This window comes from Peristeroidobacter soli, assembly GCF_004138485.1.
In the GTDB taxonomy this organism is placed as follows: domain Bacteria; phylum Pseudomonadota; class Gammaproteobacteria; order Steroidobacterales; family Steroidobacteraceae; genus Steroidobacter; species Steroidobacter soli.
In genome coordinates this window covers 171,729-185,441 of sequence record NZ_RYEV01000008.1, presented here as the reverse complement: position 1 = coordinate 185,441, position 13,713 = coordinate 171,729, and the positions used below count along the sequence as shown (strand labels likewise).

Annotated in this window: 11 protein-coding genes and 1 pseudogene; 5 read left to right on the top strand and 7 right to left on the bottom strand. The window is 62.7% G+C overall.

Features of this window, described 5'->3' with window-relative positions; genetic code table 11:
* Positions 1-125: 125 nt before the first annotated feature.
* The 5 genes and pseudogenes from EKO19_RS32005 to EKO19_RS31985 form a co-directional block, all read right to left on the bottom strand.
* Complete coding sequence (locus EKO19_RS32005) at positions 126-3,269, bottom strand: efflux RND transporter permease subunit (RefSeq protein WP_129781493.1); 3,144 nt, start codon at positions 3,267-3,269, stop codon at positions 126-128.
* The gene (locus tag EKO19_RS32000; protein ID WP_129781492.1) at positions 3,266-4,348 is read right to left on the bottom strand and encodes an efflux RND transporter periplasmic adaptor subunit; all 1,083 of its coding nucleotides are present in this window, start codon (positions 4,346-4,348) and stop codon (positions 3,266-3,268) included. The genes EKO19_RS32005 and EKO19_RS32000 overlap by 4 nt, the downstream gene beginning before the upstream one ends.
* 245 nt (positions 4,349-4,593) lie before the next feature.
* Positions 4,594-5,541 (bottom strand): cysteine synthase A, encoded by a 948-nt coding sequence (gene cysK / locus EKO19_RS31995; RefSeq protein WP_129781491.1) that lies wholly within the window; start codon positions 5,539-5,541, stop codon positions 4,594-4,596.
* 113 nt (positions 5,542-5,654) lie between these two features.
* Positions 5,655-6,749 (bottom strand): class III poly(R)-hydroxyalkanoic acid synthase subunit PhaC, encoded by a 1,095-nt coding sequence (phaC, locus tag EKO19_RS31990; RefSeq protein ID WP_129781490.1) that lies wholly within the window; start codon positions 6,747-6,749, stop codon positions 5,655-5,657.
* Positions 6,746-7,573: pseudogene (locus EKO19_RS31985) on the bottom strand (poly(R)-hydroxyalkanoic acid synthase subunit PhaE); the annotation flags it as partial. The gene phaC and the pseudogene EKO19_RS31985, both read right to left, overlap by 4 nt.
* Positions 7,574-7,723: 150 nt before the next feature.
* On the opposite strand from EKO19_RS31985, the gene phaR reads away from it, so the two are divergent.
* Both phaR and EKO19_RS31975 read left to right on the top strand, forming a co-directional pair.
* Complete coding sequence (gene phaR, locus EKO19_RS31980; RefSeq protein WP_129781488.1) at positions 7,724-8,269, top strand: polyhydroxyalkanoate synthesis repressor PhaR; 546 nt, start codon at positions 7,724-7,726, stop codon at positions 8,267-8,269.
* Positions 8,270-8,272: 3 nt separating this feature from the next.
* Positions 8,273-9,736 (top strand): glycogen synthase, encoded by a 1,464-nt coding sequence (locus tag EKO19_RS31975; RefSeq protein WP_129781487.1) that lies wholly within the window; start codon positions 8,273-8,275, stop codon positions 9,734-9,736.
* A 282-nt stretch (positions 9,737-10,018) separates the two neighbouring features.
* Here the strand turns inward: EKO19_RS31975 and EKO19_RS31970 are convergent, their stop codons facing one another.
* Both EKO19_RS31970 and glgC read right to left on the bottom strand, forming a co-directional pair.
* Positions 10,019-10,495 (bottom strand): LEA/WHy family protein, encoded by a 477-nt coding sequence (locus EKO19_RS31970; protein ID WP_129781486.1) that lies wholly within the window; start codon positions 10,493-10,495, stop codon positions 10,019-10,021.
* Between the two features lie 67 nt (positions 10,496-10,562).
* Positions 10,563-11,837, bottom strand: coding sequence for a glucose-1-phosphate adenylyltransferase (glgC, locus tag EKO19_RS31965; protein WP_246039007.1), 1,275 nt, complete (start codon positions 11,835-11,837; stop codon positions 10,563-10,565).
* A gap of 165 nt (positions 11,838-12,002) precedes the next feature.
* Here glgC and EKO19_RS31960 point away from each other — a divergent pair, with 165 nt between their 5' ends.
* From EKO19_RS31960 to EKO19_RS31950, 3 genes are read left to right on the top strand one after another with little or no spacing between them, the layout of a single operon-like run.
* The gene (locus EKO19_RS31960) at positions 12,003-12,818 is read left to right on the top strand and encodes a hypothetical protein (RefSeq protein WP_129781484.1); all 816 of its coding nucleotides are present in this window, start codon (positions 12,003-12,005) and stop codon (positions 12,816-12,818) included.
* A 5-nt stretch (positions 12,819-12,823) separates the two neighbouring features.
* Complete coding sequence (locus EKO19_RS31955; protein ID WP_157995537.1) at positions 12,824-13,351, top strand: DUF192 domain-containing protein; 528 nt, start codon at positions 12,824-12,826, stop codon at positions 13,349-13,351.
* Between the two features lie 20 nt (positions 13,352-13,371).
* Positions 13,372-13,713 (top strand): hypothetical protein, encoded by a 342-nt coding sequence (locus EKO19_RS31950; protein WP_129781482.1) that lies wholly within the window; start codon positions 13,372-13,374, stop codon positions 13,711-13,713.

Here is a 13,713-nt window from a genome sequence, read left to right as displayed (position 1 = left end):
CCGTCGCGCGAGACTGGCAAAAAGGCGTGACTTTTTGCCGCTCGCCGCCGCCAGACGGCGGCGGGCACATCCCTGTGCCTGAGGCGGGTTACCGCCGCGTTCACTTCATTCCTTGGCGGGTTGTACTAAGTTACGTTTGATTCCGTTGGCGGAGGCGTAGCGGGCTTTGACCCCGTCGTGGCGCGCAACTTCTCGATCATGTGGCTGATGTACTCCGGGGACTTCGTGTTTCGGGCGACGAACGCGTAGACGACCGGCACCACGTACAGCGTCAACAACAACGAGAACGTCACGCCGTAGACGATCACTGAACCGATGGTGCTGCGGCTTTCCGCGCCGGCACCGGATGCGATCAACAGCGGCACCGCGCCGAACACGGTACACAGGCTGGTCATCAGCACCGGGCGCAACCGGATCGCCGACGATTCGATGATGGAGTCGAGGAAGTCCACACCGCGGTCGCGCAGCTGGTTGGCGAACTCCACGATCAAGATGCCGTTCTTGGCCGCGAGTCCGATGAGCATGATGCAGCCGATCTGGCTGTACACGTTGATGGATCGATCCGTAAACCATAGGCCCAGCAACGCGCCCGCCACAGCGAGCGGCACGGTCATCATGATGATCAGCGGGTGGCGGAAGCTTTCGAACTGCGCGGCCAGCACCAGGAACACGATCAGCAGCGCCAGCATGAACGTCACATACAACGCATCGCCCGAGCGTTTGAACTCGCGCGACTCGCCGTCGTAATTGATCACCGCGTGCGCCGGCAGCTCGGTGCGAATCAGGCTCTCCATGTAGTCGAGCGCCTCGCCCAACGAGTAGCCCGGCGTGAGGTTGGCGGAGATCGTGATCGAGCGCAGTCGATCGAAGCGCTTCAACTCGGTCGGGCCGGCCGTCTCTTCGATGGTCACGAGATTCGACAGCGGCACCAGCTGGCGTGTCGTTGCCGAGCGCACGTAGATGTTGTTGAGATCGCTGGTCGTCGCGCGGTCCGTATCCTTGGCCTGCAGGATCACGTTGTACTGTTCGCCACGATCCAGATACGTCGTGACGATGCGCGAGCCCATCATCGTTTCCAACGTTCGGCCCACCGCGTTCAGCGACACGCCGAGGTCGCCGGCGCGATTGCGATCGACCATCACGCGAATCTGCGGCTTGCGCGCGTAGAAATCCGAATCGAGGTTGGTGAGGCCGGGATTCTCGGAAGCCTTGGCGAGAATGGTGTCGCGCCACTTGGCCAGCTCCTCGTAATCGCTGCCGCCGAGCACCACTTGCACAGGAATGCCTGAGCCGCGAATGCCCAATCCACCGGGCATGCCGACGTTGACGCGCACACCGATCAGGTTGGACAACCGCTTGCGCATGCGAGCGGCGATCTGCTGCGCCGACTCCTCGCGCTCGCCCCATTCACTGAGGTTCAAGGACACGAAGCCCGAGTTCATGTCGGTGCCGCCACCGAAGCTCGGGGCGCGAGAGTTGAAGCGACGCACGTTGCCGCGCTCCACTTCCTCCAGCACCACCTCTTCCACCTGACGCAGGTAACGATCGAGATACTGCAGACTCGCGCCTTCAGGCGCCGTGAGCCGGATGAACACGCGCTGACGATCTTCGCTAGGCGTGTATTCGGATGGCAGATCCTTGAACAAGACAAACGCGAGACCGAAGGCGAGCGCGCCCGCCACGACCACCACCAGCGGTGCCGCCAGCGCTCGACGCAACGTGATCTCGTACACCCTCGACAGCCACTGGAAGAACCGGTCGACGGCATGCGCCACCCGGCCACGCACGATGCCCTTGGCGAAAATCTTCGAGCTCAGCATCGGCACCAGGGTCAGCGACACCAGCGCCGAGATGCCGATGGCCGCCGCGATGGTGATGCCGAACTCGCCGAACAACCGGCCGACGTTGCCGGGAATGAACGAGATCGGCAGGAACACCGCCATCAGCACCAGCGTGGTGGCAATGACCGCGAAGCCGATCTCACGACTGCCGTCCACAGCCGCGAGCAACGGCGCCTCGCCCAGCTCCATCCGGCGCACGATGTTCTCGAGCACGACGATGGCGTCGTCGACCACCAGACCGATAGCGAGCACCGCGCCGAGCAGCGTCAGCACGTTGACCGAGAAGCCGGCGATCGCCATGACGATACACGCGGCGATGATGGACACCGGAATCGTCACCACCGGAATGATGGTGGCGCGCAACGTGCCGAGGAATAGATAGATCACGACCAGCACCAGCAACAGCGCCGTAACCAGCGCGTGCTCCACTTCGTAGATCGATTTGCTGACGAAGATCGAGTCGTCGATGCTGATATCGAGCTTCAGATCGCTCGGCAGCGTCTTCTGCACCTCGGCCATTTCCGCGTACACGCCCTTGGAAACATCGAGCACGTTGGCGGTGGATTGAGGAACGATGCCGAGGCTCACGCCCGGCTTGCCATCGGTGCGCGCGATCGAACGCAGGTCTTCCGCTGCAACTTCGACGTTCGCGACCTCACCGAGCCGCACCAGATAGCCGTCGCCGCCGCGACCGACCACGAGCTGACGAAAATCCTCCGGCGTGCGGAAGCCGGTGTCGGTACGCAACGTGAATTCGCGTTCCAGCGATTCGATACGACCCGCCGGCAGCTCGACGTTCTCCTGTCGCAACGAATCTTCGATGTCCTGTACGGTCATCTGACGCGCGGCCAGCGCTTTGCGATCCAGCCACACCCGCATCGCGTAGCGACGCTCGCCGCCGATACGAATGGACGCAACACCCGGCACCACGGACATCCGATCCACCAGATAACGATCGGCGTAATCGGTCAATTCCAGTTGCGTGCGCGAGAGGCTGGTCAATGCCAGCCACATCACCGGCTCCGAGGACGTATCGACCTTCGAGACCTGTGGCTGATCGGCCTCCTGGGGCAACTGCTGTACGACGCGTGAGACGCGATCGCGCACGTCGTTCGCCGCCGATTCGATGTCGCGATCCAGCGCGAACTCGATGGTGATGCGCGAGCGCTCGTCGAAGCTCGAGGAACGCAGCGTCTCGACCCCTTCCAGGCCGGCGATCTGGTTCTCGATCATCTGGGTGATCTTCGATTCGATGACCGCGGCCGAAGCGCCTCGATACACCGTGTCGATACTGACGACCGGCGGCTGCACGTTCGGCGTCTCACGCACCGTGAGCCGGCTCAGCGCCATCAGGCCGATGATGGTCAGCAACAGGCTCACCACCATCGCGAATACGGGGCGGCGAACCGAGATTTCCGAAAGGATCATGACGCGGCCTGAGGCTGAGCTTCGGAGCGCGACACCACCGGCGTGCCATTGTGCACGTTCAAGGTGCCGTCGATGACCACCATGTCCTGGTCGGTCACACCCTTGAGGATCTCGACTTCGCCCGGACGGCGCCGGCCAATCGTGACTTCACGTTGTTGAGCGCGGCCGTCCGCGACGATGAAGACGAAGTGCTTGCTGTCCTCGGGCACGATGGCCGTTTCGGGCAGCATCAGCGCCTTGCCTTCGGAACGCACCAGACGAAGCGTCATGAACATGCCGGGCCGCAGCCGGCCGTCGCGGTTGTCGATCAGCGCGCGCACGACGACAGCGCGCGTGGTGGGATCGACGCGCGTATCGACGCTGTCGACGCGTCCTTTGAAGGTCGTGTTCGGATAGGCGTTGCTCTGCGCCTCGACGGTCAGGCCGGGCTTCAGGCTGGAAAGAAACAACTCGGGCACGGCGAAATCGAGCTTCACGATGCTCAGATCGTCGAGCGTGGTGATGACGCCGCCGGGGCTCACCAATCCACCCAGACTCACATTGCGCAGACCGACGCGACCGTTGAACGGCGCGGTGATGAGGCGATCCTTGACGCGCGAGCGGGCCGCGGCCACTTTGGCTTGATTCGACAGCATGGTGGCTTCGAGCTGATCGAGCTGCGCCTCGGACAGAGCCTTGGTCTGGAACAGCTCCTGACTGCGCTTGAACTGGCTGCGGCTGTCGCGCTCGGCGGCTTCGGCGGCGGCGAGATCGGCGAGCGCTTCGGCATTGTCGAGCTCGACCAGCACGTCGCCCTTGCTGACTTGCTTGCCTTCCTCGAAGCGGATCGCGGTGACGCGGTCGGCGATCTTGGCGGTGATGTCGACCGATTCCTTGGCACGCACGGTACCGAGCGCTTCGACTTCGAGCGCGAAGTCCTTGAGCTTGGGTTGAGCCGTCATAACCGGCACTTCACGCGCACCGGCCGGCCGGCCGCCGGGAGCCTGGCCCGAGCCGGAGTCGGAGCGTCCGAAGTAATACCAAGCGCCAGCGCCGAGCACTACGGCCAGCGCCACCGCCACGATGCTATTGCGATTCACGAAATCCGCCACGGAGTTGTCAGCCAGCAGAGCGAGCCATTCTCCCAGCTGCGGTGCGGCTTGTCTCCGCGACGATCATGCGAAAATTCGAGCGACTCATTGCAAACGTTGCAAAGATTCGCAAAACGAAGGGCGCGCGCCCGCGATTCAGAAATTTGAACCGCGGGGCGGGCTCCAGCTGACGTCAAATTAATGTTTCAGACCCCGCCACCACCGGTGGCGGAGGCCTGATTCGGACGCACAAATCAGAGTGTGGGCTCGGCGTCCGACGCGTCGGGGATTCCCTCGAACAGCGCGGTCGACAGATAGCGCTCGGCGGTGTCCGGCAGCATCGCCAGGATGACCGACCCCTGCGGCGCCTTCTGCGCCACCTTCAATGCCGCCGCGATCGTGCCGCCGGCGGAAATGCCGCAGAAAATGCCTTCCTTCGCCGCGAGCTGACGCGAGGTCTGAATGGCCTCGTCATCGGTGACCGTCAGGATCTCGTCGGCGACCTGGCGATTCAGCACGCCCGGCACGAAGTCCGGCGTCCAGCCCTGAATCTTGTGAGGCTTGAACTCGGCACCGGCGAGCAGCGACGCCGACGCCGGCTCGGCCGCAATGACGCGCACGTCGGGACGCGCCTTCTTGATCATTTCGCCTGCGCCCGTGAGCGTGCCGCCCGTGCCCCAGCCCGTGACCCAGAAATCCAACCGGCGGCCGGCGAAGTCGCTGAGGATCTCGGGGCCGGTGGTGTTGCGGTGATAGTCGGGATTGGCCGGGTTCTCGAACTGGCGGGCCAGGAACCAGCCGTGCTTCTCGGCCAGCTCCTTCGCCTTGCGCACCATGCCCGAGCCGCGCTCGGCGGCCGGCGTGAGAATGACCTTGGCGCCGAGCAGCCGCATGATCTTGCGACGCTCCACCGAGAACGTCTCGGCCATGACCGCGACGAACGGATACCCCTTGGCGGCGCACACCATCGCCAGCGCGATGCCGGTGTTGCCCGAGGTGGCTTCGACCACGGTCTGGCCCGCCTGCAACGTACCCCGACGCTCCGCGTCCTCGATGATGGCAATGGCCAGACGATCCTTGACCGACGACATCGGATTGAAGAACTCGCACTTGGCGTACAGCGTGACGTTCGCCGGCGCGAGGCGGTTGATTTTGACGATGGGGGTACGGCCGATGGTGCCGAGAATGTTGTCGTAGATCATGACGGAGCTACTTGGTATTGGGGAGGAGCGGCAGATTGCGCGCCAGCCGAAACGGCGTCAACAACCCTTTGGCATGTGACGATTCTCTTACTTTGGAGATGACGCGGGTCCGTCTAAGAGCGGTCCCGCTCGCGCAGCCAGCCGGCAATCCTGTCCGGTATCTGTCGCTGCGCGGTGCCGCTCACATAAATGCCGATGTGACCGCCTTGGAACTCGTGCGTGCTGTAGTCGGAACTGCCGGTCAGCTCGCCCAGCGGCTTGCTGGCGGACGGCGGCACCAGGTGATCCTGCATGGCGTAGATGTTCAGCAGCGGCATGGTGATCTGTTTCAGATCCACCTTGCGGCCGCCCACTTCCAGCGTGCCGTCCTTGAGCCGGTTCTGTTTGACGAACAGGGTCAGAAACTGCCGGAACATTTCGCCGGCCTGATCCGGACTGTCGAAGATCCATTTCTCCATGCGCAGGAAATTCTCCAGCGCAGCGCCACTGGTGTCGGGATCGTTGAGCTGATGCAACAGGTCGACATACTTCTGACTGTTGAGCCGGAACGGCATCAGGCTCACGAACAACGCATTGAGCGCGTCGCCCGAAACATTGCCGGTGGCCGCGACCAGCGCGTCGACGTCCACGTGTTTCGCCCACTTGGTCAGCAGATTCTCCGGCGTGTGAAAATCCACCGGCGTCACCATCGTGATCAGATTGCGCAGCCGCTGCGGATGCAACGCCGCGTAACACAATGTCATGGTGCCGCCCTGACAGACCCCGAGCAGATTGATTCGATCCTGCTGGCTGGCCTGGCGCACGAAATCCACACAGTGCGGCAGATAGCGCAACACATAGTCTTCCAGCGCCAGATAGCGATCGGCGCCGTCGGGGTAACCCCAGTCGATGAGATAGACATCGACACCTCGCTGCAACAGACCGCGGATCAGCGAGCGATCGGTCTGCAGATCCATCATGTACGGCCGGTTGACCAGTGCGTAGCTGATCAGCAGCGGTGTGCGCACCCGATTCTCGGGCGCCACCACTTCCGAGGGCCGATAGCGATACAACGTGACTTTGTCTTCAGTGAAGACCGCGTCTTTGGCGGAGCTGCCAATGGTCACATCACCGGCGTTCGCGAGCGCTGCGAGGCCTTGCGACATGCGCCGCATGAAATCGTTGGTGACAGCCGCAAGCTCCGCCGAGCCTGGCGTGGACTCGCTCATGATCGTTCCTCCCCACGCGCCGCGGCCAATTGCGCTTCCAGCGTGGCGACCCGCTCGCGCAACTCGCGCATCTGCTTGTGGACCGTGTTCAACTCGGAGCGCGTCGGCAAATCGAAATGTTTCAACGCGCGTTCCAGCACGGCCTGCTGACGCAACTTCAAACGAATGGCCGCATTGCCGAGCTGCGCCTGCAGTTTGCAGTACGACTCGCTGTGCGCCACCTGCGCGAACACTTTCTCGCCGCACTCCACCCACAAGTTGTACAGCTCGCGATAGTCCTCGATGCCAGGCATGGCGTCTTGCTTCGCGCGACGCTCGCGGATCGCCGCCTCCACCATGACCAATGCTTCGGTCTGCACCTTGGCCCACACCGTGCGCAGCTCTTGCTCCAGGTGTTGATACTCGGCTTGCGCAGCCAGCAGCTCACGCCATGCTTCGGTCTGCTCGCGCGCCAGACCCAGCGCGGGCAAGCGTGAGATCAGGTCGGCAAATTGACGAGTGGCACCTTCGCCCGCCGAGGCGGCGCCGGCCCACGTGCCTTGCCACGCGTTGAGCATCTCCTCACCGAACTTCAGCGGCGTCTCGCCAGCAGCGGAACCACCGGCGCTTCGTTGCGCGAACTGCTGCCATCCCTGCAAATAGGCTTGACCCGCTTCCAGCCAGCGCATGCCGAGATCGCGGTATTGATCCGGACCGCCCGCGGATTTTTCGCCGCTTGCTGCATCCGCGCCGGGCATGCCGGCACGGCGCAATTGCTCGCGCTGTTGCTGGATCCAGGCCTGGATCCAGTCGGATCCGTCGTTTTTCGACTCGGTCATTGCCGCTTCCCGCCATTCGTCGACAGGGCATTATCAATGGTCTCGGCGTGGATTGCCCGCCTTGGTGCATAGTCTGTTGCACCGCCAAATGCACGTCGCTACAGTAGCCGGCCTCCATCCCATGCCGGAGCGCGCGATGAGCCTGTCGAGCTGAGCATGAGCGAAGAACGACTGATCAAAAAATATGCGAACCGGCGCCTGTACGACGCCGCGCAGAGTCGTCATATCACGATCGACGACATCCGCGACATGGTGATCGCCGGTACGCGCGTCAAGGTGATCGAGGACAAAAGCAATGAGGACATCACGCGCCTCGTGCTGCTGCAGGTGATCGCGGACCAGGAACAATTCGGCCGCCCCATCCTTTCGACGTCATTGCTCGAATCCATGATCCGGTTTTATGGCAACTCGATGCAGAGCTACTTCAGCAGCTATCTGGAGAAGAGCGTCGAGACATTCATCCGTCAACAGGAAGTCATGCAGCAGCAGTTGAACCGGACCATGGGCCCGGCAAGCGGCGCGCCGAATCCGCTCGCCGAGCTCGCTCGACAGAACCTGGAACTGTGGGCCAAGATGCAGGAGACGTTGCTGTCGACATTCGCACCGCCTCGCGAACCGAGCCGCGACACTCCGCCCACCACCAACACCTCGAAGGGCAAGACCGGTGGCAAAGCGCCCGATAGCGACGCCGACAAGTCCTGACGCATGCCGCTGAAGATCTGTTTCGTCGCCTCCGAAATCGCGCCGCTGGCCAAGACCGGCGGGCTCGCCGACGTCGCCGGCGTCCTGCCGCGTCATCTGCATGCGTTGGGTCACGACGTGCGTGTGTTCATGCCGCTGTACTCGGGCATGAGCCACGGCGCGTTACAAGACGCGCCTCCGATGGCGGCCGCGCGCGACGTGTCGCTGTCGCTGGGTGCGCATCGCTATACATTCACGATTCTCGAATCCCGGCTGCCGAACTCCACCGTGCCTCTGTATCTGGTGCACTGTCCGGAAGTTTACGATCGGCCCTCGATCTATACGCTGAGCCCGGATGAGCATCTGCGTTTCCTGGTGTTGCAACGAGCGACGCTCGACGCCTGCCAGCGCATGCAGTTCGCGCCGGACATCCTGCACTGTAACGACTGGCACACCGCGCTCATGCCGATGATGCTCAAGAGCGTGTATGCGTGGGACAGCCTGTTCTCGGCAACCCGCTCGGTGCTGTCGATTCATAACATCGGCTATCAAGGCATTTTCCCGGCCGGCACGACCTACGACGTCGGCGGCGATGTGAATTATCTGGTCGCGCCCGAAACATTGGCCGGCGGGCCTTTCAACTGGCTGCGCGAAGGCGTGCGTCACGCGCATCGGGTCACGACAGTGAGCCCGACGTATGCAAAGGAGATTTGCACGCCGATCGGCGGTCACGGTCTCGACGGTGTACTGCGTTCACGCGCCGACGGCGTCGTCGGCATCTTGAATGGCGTCGACTACAGCGAGTGGAATCCCGGCACCGACCGCTATTTGAAACATCACTTCTCGCCCGAGGATCTGTCGGGCAAGCGCGCCACCAAGCGCTCGTTGCTCGACTGGATGAATCTTTCCGTCAGCGACAGCACGCCGATGATGGGCGTGGTCTCTCGCATGACGGTGCAGAAGGGTTTCGATCTGCTGTTCGACTCGTTGCCCTACATTCTCGAGACGCGCGACCTGAGCCTGGTCGCGCTCGGCAGCGGTGAGGCGCATTACGAGAACTTCTTCGTTCAGCTGCAACAGCGCTTCCCCGATCGCGTGGTGTTCCATCGCGGCTACAGCGAAGAACTGTCACACCTGATCGAAGCGGCGAGCGACATGTTCCTGATGCCGTCGCAGTACGAGCCCTGCGGGCTCAACCAAATGTATAGCCTGAAGTACGGCACCGCGCCGATCGTCCGGCGCACCGGCGGCCTGGCGGACTCGGTGCAGATGTGGGACCCGGCGACGCGCCAGGGCACGGGCATCGTGTTCAACGATTTCGATGTGCCGGCGGTAGAGTGGGCCATTCACACCGCGCTCGACTTCTTCAAGGATCAGGACGGCTGGACCCAGCTCATGCGCAACGGCATGGCGCAGGACTTCTCCTGGGACCGTCAGACCGGCGAGTACGTGAAGCTGTATCGCGAGCTCACCGGCAAGTGGGACTAGGGCCTGTTAACACTCATTGGATGGGCTGCGTTGCGCCTCCAATCGCCTGCAGCAAGGCACAAAGCGCAGCCCATATGTCGATATGGGCAAGCTTTGTAACGCAGCTGTGGGCGATTCGAGGCGCAACCCATTTAATGAATAAATATCCTTAGATGGGACGAGCTATTGCGGTTCAGGCCGTCGTTACTCCTCCCTTATGTACGGAGAGTACACGGCGGTCGTCGCGCCTAGCCCTGAACCGCAATAGCTCGTCGCAGCCCATCCAATGAGTGTTAACAGGCCCTAGTTCGGGCGCATGGTCGCCAGATTGACGCTGCCGGTCTCCTCGAACGGAATCTTCTTCAGGAACCGGATGTCGGTCAGCAGATCGCCCTCGATCGAGTAATTCACCTGAGTGCGACCGTTCAGCCGGGACAGCAGGCGGCCGACGCCGCTGACGAAGTTGGTCTTCACCGTCATGTCGAAGTCGATCTCGCCGTTGGCCGGTATCACGAACGGCTTGTTCAACTTGCCCTCGGCAAAACCGTCGCCTTCCAGGAACACCTTGTAGTCCAGGCCCTTGATCGGCAGGTCGCGATCGTTCGGGTTCTCGACGTTCATACGGATCAGGAACTGCTGATTGAAAACGTCGCCCGAGGTCATCGCCACGGCGATCAGCGCGAGCCGCGGTGCCTTCAGGTCGGGGCGCAGGGCGCTACAGCCGTTGATGCCGACGGCCAGCGCGAGAATCAGCAAGCAACGGGCGACCAGCTTGTTCATTTGAGCCCCCAGAAAGAAGGGCCGAAGAATAGCAGACGCCGGCGCCCGGATTATGTGACGCAGACCCTCACCCCAACCGCGCCAGCATATCCCGCGTCACCAGCGCGACGCCTTGCTCGCTCATATAGAACCGGCGGGCATCCTCCTCGCGATTGACGCCGATCTGGGTACCGGGAGGCACCACGCCGCCGGTGTCGACGATGGCCCGCTTGATGACACAGCCGGCGCCGATCTTCACGTCGGGGAAGATCACCGCACGCTCGATGTAGCTGCGTTCGTCGATGCGTACGTTCGAGAACAACAACGATTGATTCACCGTGGCGCCGGAGATGATGCAGCCGCCGGACACCATGGAGTTCACCGCCATGCCCTGGCGCCCCGGCTCGTCGAGTACGAACTTCGCGGGTGGATACTGGCGCTGATAGGTCCAGATCGGCCACTGCTCGTCGTAGATATTCAGCTCGGGGTTGACGTGGATCAGCTCCATGTTGGCGTCATAGAAAGCATCCACGGTGCCGACATCGCGCCAGTAATGCTGAACGCGCGTCTCGTTGTCCGTGAATGGATACGCGATCACTTTGTGAGTATGGAGCGCGGTGGGAATGATGTTCTTGCCGAAGTCGTGGGACGTGCCCGGACGTTGGGCCTGCTCCTCGAGCAATCGATACAACAGGCTGGCCTTGAACACATAGATGCCCATGGAGCCGAGCGCCATGTGCTCGCGCCCCGGAATGCCCTCCGGCTCCCTGGGCTTTTCGGAGAACTTGGTGATCCGGTATTCCGGATCGACGCTCATCACGCCGAACGCGGTCGCCTGCTCGCGCGGCACTTCGACCACGCCGACCGTGATATCGGCGCGCTTCGCCACATGCGATGCCAGCATGACGCCGTAGTCCATCTTGTAGATGTGATCGCCGGCCAGCACCAGGATGTGCTTGGGGTTGTGCAGCTTGATGATCTGCAGGTTCTGGTACAACGAGTCGGCGGTGCCGCGGTACCACGAATCGCCCATCTGCTGCTGCGCCGGGATGATTTCGACGAACTCGCCGAACTCGCCGCGCAGGTAGCCCCAGCCGCGCTGGATGTGCTGAATCAGCGAATGCGATTTGTACTGGGTCATCACCTGGATACGGCGGATGCCGGAATTCACGCAGTTCGACAGCACGAAGTCGATGATGCGGAACTTGCCGCCGAACGGCGTGGCCGGCTTGCAGCGGAAGTCGGTGAGATGCTTCAGGCGCTCGCCACGCCCGCCGGCCATGATCACGGCCAGCGTATTGCGCGTGATGCGGCTGACGTAACGCCGCGTCCGTGCCTGCGATTCAGCGCGGCGACGTGCCACACTTTCCGTCGATCGAGCGGGCTCTGCTCTATCGTCCATATCACGAAATCTCGCTTCGCGTCGGGCAGTCCCGTCGGCACGGGAACCATCCGTTGAGTTGACCGACTTCAGTGTCGGCGACGACCGTGGCCGCTTGCCTCGCAGGCGCGGCTTCGGCATTGTTGGTTGCTCGCCATCCTCATCCTCGTCGGATCCGGGACGGCGAGGCTCCGGCGCCACAGTCTGCCGGAACCCCGCATCCAGAGTAAGCATACCGGCATGCTGCAACGGTTTAATAACGACGTCGTCCTCGCGCTCGGACATGGCTGCGGCTCCTCGCACCTTGCGGGCTGGCGTCGCTGCCTGCCTGCAATAACGATCATCTGTGGGTTAACGTTGGGACTGTCCTGCAAGGTCCATGCTCAGCCGCCCGCGGAAGCCGCTGACAACGCTGGCAAGCCGCCGGCCCCGGTGGCCTGCCTGCCGGACGGACGCGGCTCTCTCAAGGCCCGCCTGTCGGGCGCAGTGCAAGCAGAGCTCGTTTGGGGCAACGACGGCACCGAATGCACCGGCGCCGTGCGGCCGGACGGCGGCATCCGCATGCGTTTCAGTCACAAAGGCGGCGCGGATGGCGAGCGGCTGGTGCTGGTGTTCGGCGCCGCCGGGTTACGCGAGGGTCAGACCGCGCGGGCACTGCCGGTCAACGTGACTGTCATACGAGAAGGCCTGGGCGAGTTTTACAGTACCCAGGGCGATAACAAATGCACGCTCGACGAGGTGCGCCAGGAGCCGCTGGCCGGGATACCGCGCCGCTCTCGTTCGTATCGAGTCATCGCACGCGGTTTTTGTACACATCCCGCGCGCGCCGTGCGCGGCGACGGTGTCATCCTGTTGTCACGATTCGACTATGTAGGTCGGATCGACTTCGACAGCGAAGACAAAGATGAAACGCTCGAAGGCGGACCGATGACGGCGCAACGCCAAATGGAACGGAAACGATGATCACGATGTATTCAATCGGCCGGTTGCTGCCGGCCTTGCTGGTGGGCGCGTTGCTGAGCGGCGTTGCCCAGGGCGGCGCCGATTCGCCCCCCAAACCGGCGGCCACCCCCGAGGTCACCACCAAGGATCTGGACCAGGTCTTCCGCCGCTCGACCATTCAGATCGCCACGACGGATGCCCGTTTGCATCGTTTCAACAGCTGGATCGCCGATGACGACCAGCGGCGCGCGCGCGGCTTGATGTTCATCAGGCAGCTGCGCCCCGATGACTCCATGCTGTTCATTTATCCCCAGCCCCAGCCGGTGGCGATGTGGATGAAGAACACCTACGTGCCGCTGGACATGCTGTTCGTGGCCCCCGATGGCAAGGTGATCAAGGTCGTGCAGAACACCGAACCGCTGTCGCTGAAGACCATCGAATCCGGGGGTATAGTGCTGGGCGTGGTCGAATTGCCCGCAGGCACGGCGGCGCGTCTGAAGATCGCGGCCGGGGCCCAGGTGATTCAGGCCGAGCTCGCAGCATCTCAACATTAACAAGGCGTCAAGGAAGTCTCATGCGCTCACTCATTTGTTTATCGGTTTGCCTGGTCGCATTGCTCGGCTGCGCCTCGCCGAAGCCGGTCGCGCCCACCGCCGCGCCCGCGGTGGCGGCCAAGGAAACGGACGATCAGAAGGCCCAGCGGCTGATCAACTATTCCGTCGAAAGCGGCGAGCCCATCAATACCGCGGACGGCAAGAAGATCATCTGCAAGCAGGAGTCCGTGACCAACACGCGACTGAAGAACAAAAAGATCTGCCTGACTCAGGACGAATGGACCGCGCGCACCAACAATGCGAAGGACGGCTTCAAGGAAGCCCTCAACTCCAGCGAAGCCCTGCCGCCCAGGGGCAATTGA

Coding starts and splice junctions, on each gene's coding strand:
- EKO19_RS32005 (WP_129781493.1), bottom strand. CDS start 3,269: ATGATCCTTTCGGAAATCTCGGTTCGCCGCCCCGTATTCGCGATGGTG.
- cysK (WP_129781491.1), bottom strand. CDS start 5,541: ATGATCTACGACAACATTCTCGGCACCATCGGCCGTACCCCCATCGTC.
- phaC (WP_129781490.1), bottom strand. CDS start 6,749: ATGAGCGAGTCCACGCCAGGCTCGGCGGAGCTTGCGGCTGTCACCAAC.
- phaR (WP_129781488.1), top strand. CDS start 7,724: ATGAGCGAAGAACGACTGATCAAAAAATATGCGAACCGGCGCCTGTAC.
- EKO19_RS31975 (WP_129781487.1), top strand. CDS start 8,273: ATGCCGCTGAAGATCTGTTTCGTCGCCTCCGAAATCGCGCCGCTGGCC.
- EKO19_RS31970 (WP_129781486.1), bottom strand. CDS start 10,495: ATGAACAAGCTGGTCGCCCGTTGCTTGCTGATTCTCGCGCTGGCCGTC.
- EKO19_RS31955 (WP_157995537.1), top strand. CDS start 12,824: ATGTATTCAATCGGCCGGTTGCTGCCGGCCTTGCTGGTGGGCGCGTTG.
- EKO19_RS31950 (WP_129781482.1), top strand. CDS start 13,372: ATGCGCTCACTCATTTGTTTATCGGTTTGCCTGGTCGCATTGCTCGGC.